The following is a 19,426-nucleotide window of genomic DNA, read 5'->3' on the forward strand; positions in this document are numbered from 1 at the left end:
CTTAATTCGAGCGTAAATAAATATCGCCCAACTAATGCTTAAATAAAATAGTTATTCACTACTTAATCATATTCCATATTTATATAAAAAACGCAACCATATCAATCAAATTAAATTAATTTTGTTGAACAATAAAAAACCATGAGAGAAGAAATTGAAAAAGCAATTGAAACCCTTAAACAAGGTGGACTAATTTTATACCCAACAGACACCGTTTGGGGAATAGGATGCGACGCTACAAATGCTAGTGCTGTCCAAAAAGTTTACAAGCTAAAGCAACGCGAAGATGACAAGGCACTAATATGCTTAGTTAATAATTATAGTATGCTAGAAAGACATGTGGACAATGTGCCCAAAATAGCCTATACAATTTTAGATATTGCGGACAAACCAACGACTGTAATCTATGATGCTCCAGCTGGTATTGCAGAAAATTTGGTAGCAAAAGACAACACATTAGCGATTAGAATAGTCCACCATGATTTTTGCGAAAAACTGATAAAATATTTTGGAAAACCAATTGTATCCACCTCTGCTAATATAAGTGGTCAACCGACACCAAAATCCTTTAAAGAAATTAGTGAAGCTGTTTTAAAAGGTGTGGATTATGTCGTAAATTTGCACCAACAAAAAAATGGAGGAAATCCTTCTACTATTATAAAACTAAGTAATAGTGGACAAGTCAAAGTTATTCGTGAGTAAATTATAATATGAATTACAAAGCAGCACTACAAAACCCAGTATTTAAAATTATTTCTCAAGCGTCTAAAAACCTTCATTTGGACAGTTATGTTATTGGCGGTTTTGTACGTGATTATATCTTAGAAAGAGGAGATGCTAAAGACATTGATGTTGTTGCCATAGGTAGCGGAATCGAATTAGCAAGAGAAGTCTCAAAACTACTACCTAACAAACCCAAAGTTCAAGTTTTTAAAACGTATGGAACAGCAATGTTGCGTTACAATGACGTAGAAGTAGAATTTGTTGGTGCACGTAAAGAATCTTACAACGAACATAGCAGAAATCCAATTGTAGAGAATGGTACGTTACAAGATGATCAAAACCGTCGAGACTTTACAATAAATGCGCTTGCTTTAAGTTTATCCGAATCCAATTTCGGAGATCTTTTAGACCCATTTGATGGTGTTGCGGATTTAGAGCGAAAAATAATAAAGACACCTCTAAACCCAGATATAACTTATAGTGATGATCCTTTACGCATGATGCGTGCTATAAGATTTGCAACACAATTAGATTTTATTATTGAAGAGCAATCACTTAACGCTATTACTAGAAATAGTGATCGGATCAAGATTATAACGAAAGAACGAATCAATGTTGAATTAAACAAAATTTTAGAAAGTTCAAAACCATCAAAAGGTTTTTTACTGCTAGAAAAAACAGGCCTTTTAAAACATTTCTTACCAGAGTTAACCAACTTAAAAGGTATTGATGAAGTGGAAGGGCAAACCCATAAAGACAACTTTTACCACACGCTTGAAGTAGTCGATAATATTTCTAAAAACACAAACGATGTTTGGTTACGTTGGGCAGCATTATTACATGATATTGGTAAAGCACCAACAAAACGATTTAGCAAAAAAGTAGGCTGGACATTTCACGGACATGAGTTTGAAGGTTCTAAAATGGTATATCACCTATTTAAACGCTTAAAAATGCCTTTAAATGACAAAATGAAATTTGTCCAAAAAATGGTATTCATGAGCTCTAGACCTATTGTTTTAGCTGAGGACTTAGTCACAGATTCCGCAGTAAGACGTTTAGTCTTTGATGCTGGAGATTATGTTGAAGATTTAATGACACTTTGCGAGGCTGACATTACTACAAAAAACCCAAAACGTTTTGATAAATATCATAACAATTTCAAGATTGTAAGAGATAAAATTATTGAAGTAGAAGAAAAAGATCACGTTCGTAACTTCCAACCTCCTGTTTCTGGTGAAGAAATCATGAAAACCTTTAATTTAAAACCTTCAAAAGAAATAGGCATTATTAAAGAAGCCATAAAAGAAGCTATTCTTGAAGGAGAAATCCCAAACGAATATACTGCCGCTTTTAATTTAATGATAAAAAAAGGAGAAGCTTTAGGACTAATTAAAAGTGAATAAACATGTTAGAGTTAATTAAAACAGATTCTAATAATCCTGACTTTATTACTCTAATCAAGCAGTTGGATAGCTATCTAAAAACAACGGATGGCGATGATCATGAGTTTTATAATCAATATAATGGATTGGATAATATTAAACATGTTGTCGTTGCTTATTTAGATAAAGCTCCTGTTGGGTGCGGAGCCTTCAAACCTTTTAAGGAAACCACTATAGAGATTAAACGCATGTTTACCTCTAAAGCTATTCGAGGACAAGGAGTCGCTTCAAATATTTTACATGAATTAGAGTCTTGGGCAAAACAACTCGACTACAAACACAGTATTTTAGAAACCGGAATTAGACAAATAGAAGCCCTTCAATTTTATAAAAAATGCAACTATCAAATCATAGATAATTACGGGCAATATAAAGATGTAAAAGAAAGCATATGCTTCAAAAAAGCATTGTAAGCTAAAGAGAAAGAACATGAAAAAGGATAACAAAAAAGTCATCTATTGGTTACTAACAGGCTGTTTACTAATATTTATAATGGTTATTGTAGGTGGTATCACCCGATTAACACATTCTGGTTTAGCCATTTCTAACTACAAGCTTATTTCTGGAACTATACCTCCCATGAATGATATCGAGTGGCAAGAAGCCTTTGATTTATATAAGCAATACCCAGAATACAAAAAATTAAACAACCATTTTAATATTGAAGAATTTAAAGACATCTATTTCTGGGAATGGATCCATCGTGTCATCGGTCGTTTTATAGGTTTAGTCTTCTTCTTACCCTTTTTGTATTTTTTAATTACAAAACAACTAACAGGACCAACTATTAAAAAATCAATTGGCCTCATGTGTTTAGGTGCTTTACAAGGTTTTTTAGGTTGGTACATGGTTAAAAGTGGATTAGTAGATCGTCCAGATGTCAGTCACTATAGACTAGCAATGCATTTAACAACAGCATTTATAACCTTTGCAGCGACATTTTGGGTCGCTTTAGACTTAATGTTTCCATTTGATAAAATTGTGAGCACTGGGTTTAAAAGACTCCTTCGCATTGGTATGTTAGTTCTAATTATTCAGATTGTTTATGGCGCATTTGTTGCAGGTTTAGATGCTGGCTGGGTACATAACCACTGGCCAATGATGAGCGAAGGTAAATTTATTCACGAAAGCGTATATATAGAAAGAGACACCCTTTTTGCTAATCTTACTGAAGGTAAAAGTGGTGTGCAATTTGTGCACAGAACATTAGCTTATATTGTGGTCGCATTTATTTTATTAATTGTGTTTAAAGGACAGAAATATATTGAAACAAACTATCAACGCAGAGCACTTAATGCTTTAATATCTCTTGTGTTTTTACAATTTATTTTAGGCGTTTTCACCTTAATATTACAAGTCCCTGTTTGGTTAGGTGTTGCACATCAAGTTGGTGCCTTTTTATTACTAACTGCAATGACATTTACGCTACATCGCTTTAGTAAATAACAGCTAAAAGCATTATCTTTACATCCTTATTTTTTTATTATGATTTACAGATTCAGAGTTATACTAGACAACGATACTAAAGAAGATATCTTTAGAGATTTTGAAATGCGCGAAAGCGACACCATGGAAGATCTACATAACGTTATCACACAATGTTTTGGCTTTGAAGGTAACGAAATGGCTTCGTTTTATTTAAGTGATGACGAGTGGAATCAAGGCGCAGAAATTAGTCTTTTTGATATGAGTGATGGCCTAAACGAAGTTAGATTGATGAATGAAACATCACTCTCTGACACTGTACACGAAGACCAAACAAAACTAATTTACGTGTACGACTTCATGAGTATGTGGACATTTTTTGTGGAATTAGCTGAAATCGTTGAAGTTGCGGAAGGTGTAGACTACCCTAATCTGATGTACGTTCAAGGTCAAGTTCCTACAGAAGCACCTGAAAAAGTGTTTGAAGCAGAAAAAGATGAGTTTGAAGACGACTTAGAAGATGACGACTTTAATATTGACGATTATGATAATTTAGACTTTGAAGAAAACTGGAACTAAAAATCCTGTGTATGTATATCTTCATAATTACGCTTGACAAAGTTTAGAGCGTTTTTCAAAATTTCGCCCATATTTTTACTTTTCTTAAATTCCAAATCCAACGTATGATCGTATATTTTGGATTTTAAAAGTTTTATATTGGCTTTATTAGATATTTTGTCATGTACCATACAATCTAGTAGTTGTGCAATACGATCGTTATAACTTATCATACGCTTAGCAACAATTGAGCGCTCTTCAACTTTATATTGATCAATAGAGCCCTGTTTAAATTTTTTAGCCACTAATTGTACTAGTTTTAAATTTTCTTTAAAAAATTGTGGTCTATAAACATTAAACTTTCCTTCGTAACATTGTTGATCAAAATCAATAGCTCTAATTTTAAACACCACGTGATCAAAATCATGAGTAGGCACAATAACATAATTATAAGAACGCATATCACCAAGTAATCTAATCATACAGCGCTCGTTAAATTTAACAAACTCCTTAGCAATCTGGGATTTTTCCCGTTCTGAACAATCTGGTAAATTATTTTTTATAAATTCATCACCAGGTATTCCTGCAATATGCTCCTCTATTAAAGTATTACCATGCACCATAAAATTTAATTGATATGGAGATAGCATTTGCTCTAACTCTAAACCATAAATACGCGAAGCATCCGCTTTTTTGACATAAAAATAGGTGTAATTATCATTAATAATATTCCTGATTTTCACTCTAAAAGGCTTAGAATTCCCAAAAGTACAATAGTCTATCGCATCTATATTTAAATAGGCATTAGCGGTAACATTACCATCAGAATGGAGTCTACTATATACTTTTTTTAAACTTAGGTCAATTTCTTCTCTATCAAATTCGCTAAAATACACACGTATCCAAAGTGTATCATTATCATCTTTATCATAAACCGTAATAGCACCTTGAAAACGCAGTAAATCATCATATAGAATTGTTATTTTAGAGTTTCTATTATACTCTGATAAATAACTATTCAATCTATCGCTAATTGGGTAAGACGGTTTTTTCTTCGAAATTTTTAAATCCTTCATAAATATATCTGTCCCCAAATTTAAAAACTAATTTTTAAATTGTAACATATTTAACACTCTATCGTCTTACTATTAAACCAATCAAAAAACCACACATCTTGGAAACTATTCTTAGCATTAGTAATCTTACTAAAAAGTATGGCAATTTAACAGCTGTCAATAATCTATCCTTTACTATTCAAAAAGGTAATGTATATGGTATTTTAGGCCCTAACGGAAGCGGAAAATCAACCACTTTAGGTATCACATTAAATGTCGTCAATGCTACTAGCGGAAACTTTAGCTGGTTTGGGGGTACTGCCTCCACGCACCAAGCCTTAAAAAGAGTTGGTGCCATCATCGAGCGCCCTAATTTTTATCCTTACATGTCGGCTTACAAAAACTTAAAATTAGTTTGTAAGATTAAAGAAATTAGTGAAGATAAAATAAATGAAAAACTAGAACTAGTTGGTTTATTAGACCGAAAAGATAGCCAGTTCAAAACGTTTTCTTTAGGGATGAAACAGCGTTTAGCCATAGCATCTGCACTACTTAACGATCCTGAAATATTAATTTTAGACGAGCCTACCAATGGTTTAGACCCTCAAGGGATCCATCAAATCAGAGCTATAATACAAGATATTGCTAGCCAAGGGACAACTATTTTATTAGCCTCGCATTTATTAGACGAAGTAGAAAAAGTTTGTACTCACGTCGTTGTTCTTAGAAAAGGAGAAAAACTATATGAAGGCCCCGTAGGTCAAATGATTTCTAGTAATGGCTTTTTTGAATTAAAATGCGAAAACACAACATTGTTAATTAATTATTTAGAAGCACACCCAAATATTAAAAACACAAAACTTGTGGACGGATTAGTAACTGCTTTTATAGAGCAACCAATGTCGGCTGCTGCCTTTAATAAGGAATTATTTGAAAATGGTATTTTACTGTCTCATTTAATACTTAGAAAAGAAAGTTTAGAAGAACAATTTCTTCAGCTTACAGATAATTTAGAAGACGCTAATTAATCAATCAAAAAAACACAATCATGTTACGACTTTTATCTATAGAACTACAAAAATTATTAGAAAATAGAATTAGTAAAATACTAATATTCTTTTCTTTTATACTCCCCTTTTTTATAATCTTATTATCCTCCTTTAAGATCAACTTCTTTGGTTTATTCACCATAGATCTAGGTAGTGTTGGTATATTTGACTTTCCTCATATATGGCACATCACCACCTTTTTCACAGCTCAATTTAAACTGTTTTTCGCCATTGTTGTGGTTAGTATGATTGGTAATGAATATAGCAATAAAACCATTAAACAAAACCTGATTGATGGTTTAAGCAAAAAAGAATTTATTTTATCCAAATTTATTACCATAGTTTTCTTTGCGCTAGTATCAACACTTTTAATTGGACTAATCACATTATGTATTGGGTTATATTATTCTGGAGACACAGAAGCGTATTATATGCATAGAGACATTATATTTCTACTAGCCTATTTTATAAAGTTAGTTGGCTTTTTTAGTTTATGTTTATTTCTTGCGGTTTTAATAAAACGCTCTGCCTTTGCACTGGGGTTTATGTTTATCATATTTATAGTAGAATGGATTTTATACGCGGTTATTGCAAAAAATTACACTGATGAAATAGCAACTAATATTCAAAATTACTTTCCTTTAAAATCGATGTGGAAATTAATTGACGAACCCTTTAGACGTATTGCGCTAATGAAATCTCCTGAAAACACAAAATTACTTTATGACTATGCCGTACATTGGAATGAAATAGCTATTGTTTTAGTATGGACTGCACTATTTGTTTACTGGTCCTACAAATTATTACAAAAAAGAGACTTATAGTCAAACCCTTTTTTAACAGTAATCATTTATATTAAAAAATATTCTTTTCATACCTTTACTAGCTCCTGTTAGAAAAAATATGAAAAGAATATTATTCCTTGCTATACTAGTTTGCAATTACATTACAACAGCTCAAAACGAAGCGGCCAATTGGTATTTTGGAAACAATGCGGGTATTAATTTTAACACCAATACAAATACTGTTACCGCTTTGGCGGATGGCTTACTATCCACAGAAGAAGGTTGTACAAGTATTTCTGATAGTTCTGGTAATTTATTATTTTACACTAACGGAGAAAATGTTTATGATAGACAGCATAATATTATGTCTAACGGCACCGGACTCTTCGGGAATCAATCTAGTACACAATCTGCAATAATTATACCCAAACCTGAAGATCCTAACCTCTATTATATCTTCACTCAAGACACTAATTTTCAATTCAATCCTGACAATGGTTTTAACTACTCAACGGTAGATATGACCTTAAATGGTGGTTTTGGTGCGGTTACTGTTAAAAATCAATTTTTATTAAATAAAGCCTCCGAAAAAGTAACTGCTGTTTTAAAAGATTGTCAATCTCAAAATATATGGGTCGTTACTTATGCCGATTCGGACGCACTTACAAATATTAATGCGGTAGACAACAATAATAATACTTTTTATGCTTTTGAAGTTAGCGCTGCTTCAGGTGTAAATTCAACTCCAATAGTATCTACCCTACCTTTTTCTATCTCGGAAAGAAGAGGTTATCTTAAATTTTCTCCTGACGGCACTAAACTAGCCTGTGCGAACGTCGCAGAAGGCCTTTACCTCTTTGATTTTGATACAACTACGGGAATAGTCAGTAATCCTCAACAAATTAATACTACAATTGCTCCTCCCGGAAAACCACAATCTCCTTATGGTATAGAGTTTTCTCCGGACAACCAAATCTTATACGTCACGACCTATTATGAAACTTCTACTGCAAATTTCACCAACCCTAGTGCACAATACGGTGCTTTAGTCCAATATGATTTAACAGCCATTAATATTAGTGCTACAGAACAGGTTTTAGACCAAAGAACGATGTACAGAAGCGCATTACAACTAGGCCCTGATGGTAAAATTTACAGATCATTAAGCGCCACTTATGATCAAGGAACTCCTTTTTTAAGTGTTGTAAACAATCCAAATAACTTAGGAGTAGCATCAAATTATCAACACGCTACCATAAACTTAAATGGACGATCCTCCAGACAAGGGCTACCTCCTTTTATAGCCTCTTTTTTCTCAGAAAAAATAGATATAATACCCACAGATACATCAAATAATATTAATCTCCCTTTATGTGTTGGTGACGATTATACTTTAATTGCCGAAGCTATTTCTGGCGCCACTTATACTTGGACTAAAGATGACATCGCAATCGTAACACCTGCAATTCCAAACGAATTGTTAATTACAGAAAATGGTAATTATGAGGTCTTAATCAATTTAAACAATGGCGATTGTGACACAAAAGAAGGTCAAGCCATTGTAACGTATTTTAATATACCGGTAGCTACACAACCAAATGACCTTAATATTTGTGATGATAATAATGACTTGACCACAACATTTCTCCTTTCTTCACAAGACGTAGCCATTTTAAATGGTCAAAATCCAGCGACTTACTCTGTTCAATATTATCTAAACCAAGTAGATGCCGATTTAGATCAAAACCAATTAGCTGACCCTTACAATAATAGCAATGCTCAAGAAACAATATTCGCTAGAGTTTTTAACAGTTTAAACCCAGATTGTTTTGACACCACTACTTTTAATATTGCTGTTTTTAAGACACCTACTATTGACCTTTTAACAGATTACAGTATTTGTGACGACACCTCAGATGGAGATAACACTAATGGCCAAACGACAATCGATCTATCATATTACAATAGCCAAGTTTACGGAAGTCAAGATGCAATGACCTATGCCATTTCTTATCATAATTCGCAAGTTGATGCGAATTTAGGAGACAATCCGCTACCTAATAACTATTATAATACCACACCATTTAACGAAACTATTTTTGTTCGACTAGAAAATATAAATAATGCAGATTGTTTTGATACCCAAAGTTTTAACATCAACATAAATCCAGCCCCTTTAGCTTTTGATGATATACTCTTTCAATGCGACCAAGATGGTATTCCTGATGGAATAACCACTTTCAATTTAAACCAAATCACCACAAGTATTACCAACAACGCTCCAAATGTAACGACCATTTTTTACACAACAATGGCCAATGCTTTATCAGAAACCACTCCAATAGACAGCAGCGCTTATAACAATGTAACAAACCCACAAACCATTTATGCTCTAGTTACTAATGCCATTACAAGTTGTAAATCAATTAGTGAATTAATATTAGAGGTAAGCACAACACAAAGTAATAACTATATAGCACCTCCCGTTTGTGATGAATTAGGATCCGAAGATGGTATAAACACTTTTAATTTAGACGATTTTTCTACAGAAATTTTAAGTAGTCTTCCTGCAGGAATTACTATTAGTTATTACGAAACTTATAATGACGCCTTAATAGAAGCTAATCCACTACCTAGATTATACGATAACACGACAGCATACAGTCAAACAATTTATGCTAGAGCAGAAAATGATAATGCTTGCTACGGAATTAATGAAGTCTTACTAACTATAAATCCATTACCCGAATTACCTGAAGACGAAACTATTTTTTATTGTTTAAATGAATTTCCTAATACAATACAATTAACAGCTTCAACATCATCAAATAGCAACTATTATTATGATTGGTCCACAAATGAGACTACAGCAAGTATTGCTATTAATACAGTAGGCACCTATACCGTAACAGCAACAACAGTTGAAGGCTGTTCAAAAACAAAAACTATTATTGTCGAAGCTTCAAACGTTGCAACAATTACAGATATTGAAGTTGTCGACGGAAATTTGAATAATAATTTAGTAACGATTATTGCTTCAGGAGAAGGACACTATCTTTTCGAATTAATTAATACCGAAAACCTGTCTACTGGCTTTCAATCTAGCAACGTATTTACAAACGTAAAACCCGGAATTTATTCAGTAAACGTTAAGGATGTAAAAAATAACTGTGGTACAGTTGATCAATTATTTTCTGTAGTAGGGTTTCCTTTGTATTTTACACCAAATAACGACGGTCAGAATGATTTTTGGCAAGTATATGGCGTATCTAATCAATTCCAACCAAATTCTGTCATCCAAATTTTTGATAGATACGGTAAATTGCTAAAAGAATTCACCCCTTCTAGTACAGGTTGGGATGGTACTTTTAATGGCTTACCAATGCCTACTAATGATTATTGGTTTACAGTTATGCTTCAAGACGGACGACTATATAAAAATCATTTCACTTTAAAACGATAGTAATTTGTATTTTTAAGCAAGAATATTGAGTAATGAAATACCTATGTTATGCTTTTTTTATAATAAGTTTTTGCTTTCAAAATGTAAATGCTCAAGACATTACGCTCTTTCAGCAATACAATGGAAGATATGACTACATAGCAATTGGAAACACTTTAAATCAAGCAGAAAACAATTTATCACAAACTTTTTGCGAAATCCTCCCCTCTTCTCAAGCGAACTTAAACCTCCCAACAAATACATCGATAATAGCTGCTTACTTATTTTGGTCTGGCTCTGGTCCTGGAGATACCGAAGTCATGCTAAATACGTCTATAGTAACTGCTGAAGACACGTATACCGTGGACTACAATGCAGGATTTAATGGGATACTAACCTATTTTGCTAGTTATGCAAACGTCACTGATCAAATAATTACGGAAGGTAATGTGAATTATCAATTTTCGGGATTAGATATTTCTGATACTTTAGCAAACACACCTGGCTATTGTAATAATAGAACCAATTATGCCGGATGGAGTTTATATGTTATTTATGAAGACAGTACACTACCACTAAATCAAGTTAATCTATTTCTAGGTTTAGAAATAATAAATGAAGAAGTACAAGACAAAACCATTATTCTTGAAAACGTCAATGTATTAGATAATGACAATGCTAAAATTGGTTTTTTAACTTGGGAAGGAGACAATGCGCTTAACTTTGGAGAATCCTTGTCTATCAACGGAAATATTCTATCCAATCCTCCATTAAACTCAGCTGACAACGCTTTTAACGGAACCAATAGCTTTACTAATGCTACAAATTTTTACAATGTAGATTTAGATGTCTATAATATTGAAAACAATATTCAAATTGGAGACAATCAAGTCACTATTAACCTAACAACAGGAGCACCAGATAGTAATGGCATATTTAGAGCTGACTTAATTATTATTAATAATATTATAACAGTACTTAATAGCCAATTACCAGACGCCACTATAATTACAAATAACTATGAGGTTAGCTGTGGCAGTAGAGCTGTAACGCTTGATTACTCTGTTTTTAATAACAATAGCACAGACACGCTTCCTGCAAATACACCAATAGCCTTTTTTATTGATACTGTTTTGGTTGCCCAAAGTCAAACTATTAATGATATCCCTATTGGAGGTGAAGAAAACAATCAAATTACAATACAAATCCCTAATTCTATTTCTGACGCATTTACAATCCAACTTGCTGTTGACAATGATGGATTAAATAATAGTATCATAACAGAAACTAACGAAGTCAACAATAACAATTTCCAAGCAATACAATTACTCCCCTTTCCAGAAACTATAAACCTTCAACCAATTTCGGAATGCAATAAAGGCTATAACCAAGCCACTTTTGATTTAACGGAAGCATTACCTCAAATTAATCAAAATCAGTATTTAAGTTTTTCTTTCTATCAAACCACAGAAGACATAGCATCCGGTAATACAATAACAAACCTCACTTCTTATATATCCAGTACAACACCGCAAACCATTTACATAACAGCCTTTACAGAGCTATGCTATGACCTATATATGTTTGATCTAGTTACCGAAAACTGTCCACCTTATGTGCCACAAGGTTTTTCTCCTAATAACGATAGTATTAATGACTATTTTAATATTCAAGGATTGTATTCCATATTTGAAAACCACGAGTTATTAATCTACAATCGATATGGTACTCTAATTTTTAAAGGAGATAATACGACCAAATGGTATGGTCTAATTAACCAAGGTTTAAATAACCACGGAAAGATCGTTCCTGTAGGCACTTACTTTTATGTTTTAAATTTAAAAGACCCTAATTATAGTGTCCAAACAGGCTGGGTGTACGTAAACTATTAATTTGCAACATTTTAAAAACGTTTTTAATCGTTATTATTCGTTTTTTATAGATTATTTATCTAATATTGTGTTTTTAAACGGTGAAATATGTTTTTTATCGTGGTTCCCAAAACCTAAAAACACATGAAACTTAACCTAAAACTTCCAATTATAGTTATAATTGGCACACTAACTTCTGTGTGTTTTTCACAACAAGTAGTCATCGACGACTCCTTTTCTGCACAACAATTAGTAGAAAACAATTTAGTGCAAGGTTGCGTAGAAGTAACCAATATAAACACGACCGTAAATGGAACCATTAATGGGTTTTCAAGCTTTGGTTATTTTGAAAAAGCCAACTCAAACTTCCCTTTTCAAAACGGAATAGTATTATCGACAGGACAAGCTAGTTCTGCTGGAAATACACAAAATACAAATCCGCTTAACGAGGGTACCGCAGATTGGGTAACAGATCCAGATCTAGAAGCCGCATTAGGCATTACTAATACCTTAAATGCAACGTCTATCGATTTTGATTTTATTTCAACTTCAAATGTAGTCCAGTTTAATTACATCTTAGCCTCAGAAGAATATTTTGCAGAATACCCTTGTTTATATTCAGATGGATTTGCTTTTCTAATCAAAGAATCTGGTAGTAGTGATCCTTATCAAAACATAGCCATAATACCAGAAACCAATACACCTGTAAATACAAATACAATTCATGATGAGATAGTAGGCTTTTGCCCAGAGGAAAACAATCAATATTTTGAAGGATATAATGTTGGAGACACTAACTTTAATGGACGCACAACAACACTAAGCGCTTCGGCTTCCATTACTCCAAATGTACAATACCACATTAAATTAATAATTGCAGATCAAACGGATCGAAATTTTGATTCGGCTGTTTTTATCGAAGGTAATAGTTTTACAGATAGTGTAGATTTGGGTGAAGACATCAATACATGTGATGCCACAGTAACCCTAAATGCAGACACGAACAATCCACAAGCGTCTTATATATGGTCATTAAATAGTACCGTAATTCCTAACGAAACCAATAGCACTTTAGTTGTCGATACAGATGGAAACTATACTGTTAGTATCACAGTGCCACTAAATATGGATTCATGTACTTTTGAAGATTCTGTAAATATTACACTTAGTACAATACAAGATGGTCCTGCACTCACAGCTATCGACATGTGTGATGATGTCTCTAACGACGGAGAAGAAAATTTTGATTTAACTATTAAAATTGCTGAAGTCGAAGCCCTGTTACCAAATGCGAATTATACGATTAGTTTTCATTCTACGGAATCTCAAGCACAAAATAACACAAACGGAATCACTTCTTTTTTAAGTACAACACCCACTCAAACAATATACTACAGCGCGGAAAATGATGCAACCGGATGTATTTACATTGGCACATTTAATCTTATAATCAATCCGTTTCCAACGATAACAGCACCATCACCCTTAACTGTTTGTACTACAGGAACGCCAAGCATTAACTTAACTGAAAAAGATGATGAAATAACCAATACAAATCCTAATTATAATATCAATTATCATTTTAACGCAACTGACGCTTTAAATGGAGACAACCCTATAGATTCTCCTTACGTTACTTCCAATAGCACAGAGACATTACACGTTAGTGTTGTAGATATTACAACTGGATGTCGTACGACAACAACCTTAGATCTTCAAATTAGTTCTAATCCTACTATAAATCCAGACCGCCAACTACTAGACGCTTGCGATCAAGATGGGGATGGTTACGACACATTTAATTTAACTGAAAACATAGATGACGTTCTACAAGGTCTAAGTGATGTTACTGTAACATATCACCAAACAGCAGATGAAGCCTTTAGTGGAGAAAATGCTATTAGCGATGCTACAAACTTCCCTAACTCGCAAGAGTTTATTCAAATTATTTTTATAAGAGTCGAAGATAACACAACTGGCTGCGCTTCTGTCGTTCCCTTAGAACTTCATACTTTTTTATTAGAGTCCGCTACAGAAATCACCGATTACTATGCGTGTGATGAAACACCAAATGACGGTATCGTGGACTTTGATTTACTGCAAATTGCTACTGCCATTATTAATGGTGTCGAAGATGTCACTATAGATTTTTACGAAACAGAAGCAGAGCAATTGGCTAATCTTAATCCCATCGATCAAAATGTACTTTATGTTGTAGACACTACGCCTAAAACATTATTTATTGTTTTAAATAGCGATTCGTGTTCTCACAATTCTTCAATACAATTAATTATAAATGATGGCTTTGAAATTCAAACCCTAACCACTCAAGACTATTGTGATACGGACAGTGATGGTTTTACAAGCATTGATTTAACCAGTTATAACGACTACGTTGCCACCGGAATCCCAAATGGATCTGTCTCTTATTTTGAAACTCAAGCAGACGCCGATTCAAATTTAAACGCCCTACCTCCTTTTTATGATAATACTAGTAATCCTTTAACAGTTTACGTGCGCGTGCAAAACCAAAACAATTGTACCGCAACCTCAGCATTAACTATTCAGGTATTACGTGCTCCAGAAAGTTCTAACCCAGATAATATTATCATTTGTGATGATGATCAAGATGGTTTCTCTGTTGTAGATTTAACGGTTACAATACCTCAAATAGTTACCGACACCACTAATAGGACGTTTACTTTTCATACCTCCCAATCGGATGCCGATACAAACACAAACCCAATAACTAATAACACTAGTTATAATGCTAATACGCAAATAGTTTTTTGCAGAATAGAGAATACAACAACAGGTTGTTTTTCTATTGAAAATTTTATAATTTTTGTCAATACATTACCCATTTTTGAGCCGATTACCACTTTAATTAGCTGCGAAACGGATGGCAATCAAATTGGCGAATTCTTATTTTCTGATAAAGATGCTGAAATACTACATGGTCAAACAGGAAAAGAAGTGCTTTACTTTACTTCTCAAACCGATGCTGATTCCGCAAGCAACCCTATAGATAAAACCGTTATTTTTGAAAACACAACAGATCCACAAACCATTTATGTTCGTGTTCATAATTTGACAGATGTAAACTGTTATGCCACCGCTTCTTTTCAAATAGAAGTTGGCTCTAACCCAATTTACAACTCACCAACAGATATCTTTGTTTGTGACGACGTTAGTAATGATGGTTTTGACACTTTCGATTTAGCAGAAGTTTCAGAACAAATAAGCCTAGGTTCTCCAGAAACATTAAGCATTACTTATCATTTAACACTAGAAGATGCAGAGGCGCAAGCAAATCCGTTACCTAATAGTTTTACAACAACCGTAAATCCGCAAGAAATATTTGTTACAGTAGACAATGGTACTTTTTGTAAAGGCATTACTAGTTTTGAGTTTAACGTCATTGCTGTACCCGCAACCAATACAGCCAACGCTTTACATGTTTGTGATGATGATACTGATGGCGTTTCAACCTTTGATTTAACGCTTTCTGAAGTTGAAGTGCTTTCCATTAGACAAGATAATACCGTAGTAGAATATTACACGACATCAGAAGATTTACAACAAAGCATTAATATAATTACAACTCCGGAAAACTTTACTAATACTTCAAATCCACAAATAGTGTTTATCAAAGTTTTAAACACGGTCTCTAATTGTTATGCTGAAATTCCGTTAGAATTAATTGTCGACGTACCACCAATAATTACTCCAAATACAATTATAAACCTATGCGAAGACACCACCTTTGCTTATGATTTAAATGAAGCGTTGCCAGACTTAATAGACACAACACAATCTATTGAAACGTCTTTTTACACCTCGCAAACAGATGCTAACACTCAGCAAAATGCAATAGATGCAAATTACAATTACACTATTGGTAATCAAACCCTATTTATTAGAGCTAATTTTACTGGAAGCACCTGTTATACTATAGATACTTTTGTTCTAAATGTAAATACAACGCCAACTATCGGGAATTTACAAGACTTACAAACTTGTGATAACGATTATGACACCTTCGCTATATTTGATTTAAGCCAACAAAATGCTTCAGTATTAGGTAACCAAAACGCAAATAACTATAGTATTTCTTACTTTACGTCTCAAAATGAGGCCATAAACAATACCAACACCATAATTGATTTAAGTGTCGATTCTGAAAATGACACACGCTATTTTGTAAGAATAGAAAATAACACGACTGGTTGCTTTAACACCTCTAGTTTTAAAACAATAGTAAACAGAAAACCAGAATTAGATATTCCAGATCAAGTCCTTTGTGTAGATGATTTACCATTACTAGTTTCTGCAGAAACTAATGTACCAACAGACACTTATTCTTGGTCTACAAATAACACCAATAGCTATATAGAAGTTACTGAAATAGGCACCTATTCCGTAACTGTTACCACACAATTTGGATGTACAACCTCAGCAACCTTTACAGTCTCAGAATCTGAAGCAGCAACCATAGAATTCACTGAAACCGTCGATTTTTCAAACCCCAATAATGTCACTGTAGAAATTTCAGGAATTGGAAATTATCTATATCAATTTGACGATAACGAACCACAAGAGTCTCACATTTTTAATAATGTTCCCATTGGTCCTCATGTCATAACGGTTATCGATCTCAACGGGTGTAATTCAACCTCAAAAGACATAGTAATTATTGATGTTCCAAAATTCGTCACACCAAATGGCGATGGTTATTTTGATACATGGCACATTACTGGCGTTAATCAGCTTGAAGGTACTCTTGTAACTATTTACGATCGTTATGGTAAATTACTAAAAACATTAACCCACAACGCTCAAGGTTGGAATGGACGATATAATGGTAACATAATGCCAGCAAGTGACTATTGGTTTGTTGCAGACGTAAAAAAAGGAGCTATAGAGTTTCAAGTTAAAGGTCATTTTGCGCTTCGTCTTTAAAATAGTATTACAAACAAATATTTTACATTCAGCTATTCATCAATCTAATAAACCTTTAACCTTACTTTAAATAAATAACTCCGTTATATTCTGTAATTTTGTTTTATGAAATTCAAAATACAATCAGAGTTTAAACCAACAGGAGACCAACCTAGTGCTATTAAGCAATTAGTAGCTGGTTTGGATAGCCAAGACAAGTACCAAACGTTATTAGGTGTTACTGGCTCTGGTAAAACTTTTACGGTTGCTAACGTCATAGAAGAAACGCAACGACCAACCTTAGTTTTAGCCCATAACAAGACTTTAGCAGCGCAGTTATACTCTGAATTTAAACAGTTTTTTCCTGATAATGCTGTCGAGTATTTTGTATCCTACTACGATTACTACCAACCGGAAGCTTATATTCCAACATCTGGTGTCTACATAGAAAAAGATTTATCTATTAATGAAGAAATAGAGAAAATGCGATTAAGCACCACCTCTTCCCTATTATCTGGGCGTCGTGATGTTATTGTTATCGCATCAGTGTCTTGTTTATATGGTATAGGTAACCCTGTTGAATTTCAAAAAAACGTAATCACGATTGAAATTGATCAACAAATATCGCGTACAAAATTATTACATCAATTAGTACAAAGTTTGTATTCACGTACAGAAGCCGATTTTAAGCATGGAAATTTCAGAATAAAAGGAGATACAGTGGATATTTTCCCTAGTTATGCTGATGATGCCTTTCGTATTCACTTTTTTGGAGATGAAATTGAAGACATTGAATCCTTCAATATTCAAACGAATGAAGTCGTAGAAAAATATGAACAACTTACCATTTACCCTGCAAACATGTTTGTTACATCACCCGATGTATTGCAAAATGCCATAAAATCGATACAAGACGATTTAGTAAAACAATACGATTATTTTAAAGAAATAGGGAAACACTTAGAAGCAAAACGTCTCAAAGAACGCACCGAGTTTGACTTAGAAATGATAAGAGAATTAGGCTATTGTTCTGGTATCGAGAATTACTCGCGTTACCTTGATGGTCGTGATCCAGGCACACGTCCTTTCTGTTTACTAGATTATTTTCCGGACGATTATTTAATGGTAGTGGACGAGAGTCATGTTACCATATCACAAGTACACGCTATGTATGGTGGTGACCGAAGTAGAAAAGAAAACTTGGTAGATTACGGTTTTAGATTACCTGCTGCTATGGACAACAGGCCTTTAAAATTTGAAGAGTTTGAAGCCCTTCAAAACCAAGTCATTTATGTTAGTGCAACGCCTGCCGATTACGAACTACAAAAAACAGATGGTTTATATGTAGAGCAAATCATACGTCCCACAGGTTTATTGGATCCTATTATTGAAGTTAGACCTAGTCTGAACCAAATAGATGATTTAATTGAAGAAATTCAACTTCGTGTTGAAAAGGACGAACGTACTTTGGTAACGACTTTAACCAAACGTATGGCTGAAGAATTAACTAAATATTTAAGCCGAATTAATGTACGCGTAAATTATATACACAGTGATGTAGACACGTTAGAGCGTGTTCAAATCATGCAAGATTTACGTAAAGGTATTTACGATGTATTAGTTGGTGTTAACCTACTTCGTGAAGGTTTAGATTTACCTGAAGTCTCTTTAGTGGCTATTTTAGATGCCGATAAAGAAGGTTTTTTACGTTCGGCTAGATCTTTGACCCAAACCGTTGGTCGTGCTGCCCGTAACCTTAACGGAAAAGCGATTATGTATGCTGATAAAATCACTAAAAGCATGCAAAAAACAATGGACGAAACAGAATACAGACGCGAAAAACAGATTGCGTATAACACCTCTAATAACCAAGTTCCAAAAGCGTTGAACAAAAGTTTAGATAGTGCTTTAGGAAAAAACTCTGTAAGTACTTATAGCTACGAATTAGAAGCTGCTCGTGCTGCAGAACCTGAAAGCGAATATTTGTCTAAAGGAGAATTAGAAAAGAAAATTAGAGAAAAGCGTAAAATGATGGAAGGCGCAGCTAAAGCTTTAGACTTTATTATTGCTGCCAAACTACGTGATGAAATCAAAATGTATCAAGGTAAATTAGAAGAATTAAAAGTTTAGCA

The 19,426-nt window shown here is 33.6% G+C and carries 12 protein-coding genes; 11 read left to right on the forward strand and 1 reads right to left on the reverse strand.

Annotated elements, in window-relative coordinates; all coding sequences use genetic code 11:
- Positions 1-141 precede the first annotated feature (141 nt).
- Genes E9099_RS02215 through E9099_RS02235 form a run of 5 tightly spaced genes read left to right on the forward strand, consistent with a single transcriptional unit; the run spans position 142 to position 4,172 of the window.
- Positions 142-702, forward strand: a complete 561-nt coding sequence (locus tag E9099_RS02215) for an L-threonylcarbamoyladenylate synthase (RefSeq protein ID WP_136582108.1) — start codon at positions 142-144, stop codon at positions 700-702.
- Positions 703-710: 8 nt separating this feature from the next.
- A complete protein-coding gene (locus E9099_RS02220; RefSeq protein ID WP_136582109.1) occupies positions 711-2,129 on the forward strand; it encodes a CCA tRNA nucleotidyltransferase in 1,419 nt (472 codons plus the stop codon).
- Positions 2,130-2,131: 2 nt separating this feature from the next.
- On the forward strand, positions 2,132-2,581 hold the full coding sequence (locus E9099_RS02225; RefSeq protein WP_136582110.1) for a GNAT family N-acetyltransferase: 450 nt from the start codon (positions 2,132-2,134) through the stop codon (positions 2,579-2,581).
- 16 nt (positions 2,582-2,597) lie between these two features.
- Positions 2,598-3,614, forward strand: a complete 1,017-nt coding sequence (locus tag E9099_RS02230) for a COX15/CtaA family protein (RefSeq protein WP_136582111.1) — start codon at positions 2,598-2,600, stop codon at positions 3,612-3,614.
- Positions 3,615-3,653: 39 nt separating this feature from the next.
- A complete protein-coding gene (locus E9099_RS02235; RefSeq protein ID WP_136582112.1) occupies positions 3,654-4,172 on the forward strand; it encodes a plasmid pRiA4b ORF-3 family protein in 519 nt (172 codons plus the stop codon).
- On the opposite strand, the gene E9099_RS02240 is transcribed toward E9099_RS02235, so the two are convergent.
- The gene (locus E9099_RS02240) at positions 4,169-5,227 is read right to left on the reverse strand and encodes a hypothetical protein (protein WP_136582113.1); all 1,059 of its coding nucleotides are present in this window, start codon (positions 5,225-5,227) and stop codon (positions 4,169-4,171) included. The two genes, E9099_RS02235 and E9099_RS02240, sit on opposite strands and share 4 nt — an antisense overlap.
- Positions 5,228-5,325: 98 nt before the next feature.
- Here E9099_RS02240 and E9099_RS02245 point away from each other — a divergent pair, with 98 nt between their 5' ends.
- The 6 genes from E9099_RS02245 to uvrB all read left to right on the forward strand — a co-directional run bounded on the left by E9099_RS02245 (position 5,326) and on the right by uvrB (position 19,424).
- Positions 5,326-6,234, forward strand: a complete 909-nt coding sequence (locus E9099_RS02245) for an ABC transporter ATP-binding protein (protein WP_136582114.1) — start codon at positions 5,326-5,328, stop codon at positions 6,232-6,234.
- A 20-nt stretch (positions 6,235-6,254) separates the two neighbouring features.
- A complete protein-coding gene (locus E9099_RS02250) occupies positions 6,255-7,079 on the forward strand; it encodes an ABC transporter permease (protein WP_136582115.1) in 825 nt (274 codons plus the stop codon).
- Positions 7,080-7,158: 79 nt separating this feature from the next.
- Positions 7,159-10,503, forward strand: a complete 3,345-nt coding sequence (locus E9099_RS02255; protein ID WP_136582116.1) for a T9SS type B sorting domain-containing protein — start codon at positions 7,159-7,161, stop codon at positions 10,501-10,503.
- Positions 10,504-10,535: 32 nt separating this feature from the next.
- Positions 10,536-12,374 (forward strand): gliding motility-associated C-terminal domain-containing protein, encoded by a 1,839-nt coding sequence (locus tag E9099_RS02260; RefSeq protein ID WP_136582117.1) that lies wholly within the window; start codon positions 10,536-10,538, stop codon positions 12,372-12,374.
- A gap of 123 nt (positions 12,375-12,497) precedes the next feature.
- The gene (locus E9099_RS02265) at positions 12,498-17,315 is read left to right on the forward strand and encodes a T9SS type B sorting domain-containing protein (protein WP_136582118.1); all 4,818 of its coding nucleotides are present in this window, start codon (positions 12,498-12,500) and stop codon (positions 17,313-17,315) included.
- Between the two features lie 105 nt (positions 17,316-17,420).
- Positions 17,421-19,424, forward strand: a complete 2,004-nt coding sequence (gene uvrB / locus E9099_RS02270) for an excinuclease ABC subunit UvrB (protein WP_101017552.1) — start codon at positions 17,421-17,423, stop codon at positions 19,422-19,424.
- Positions 19,425-19,426: the final 2 nt, after the last annotated feature.

This window comes from Psychroserpens sp. NJDZ02, assembly GCF_004843725.1.
Classification (GTDB): domain Bacteria; phylum Bacteroidota; class Bacteroidia; order Flavobacteriales; family Flavobacteriaceae; genus Olleya.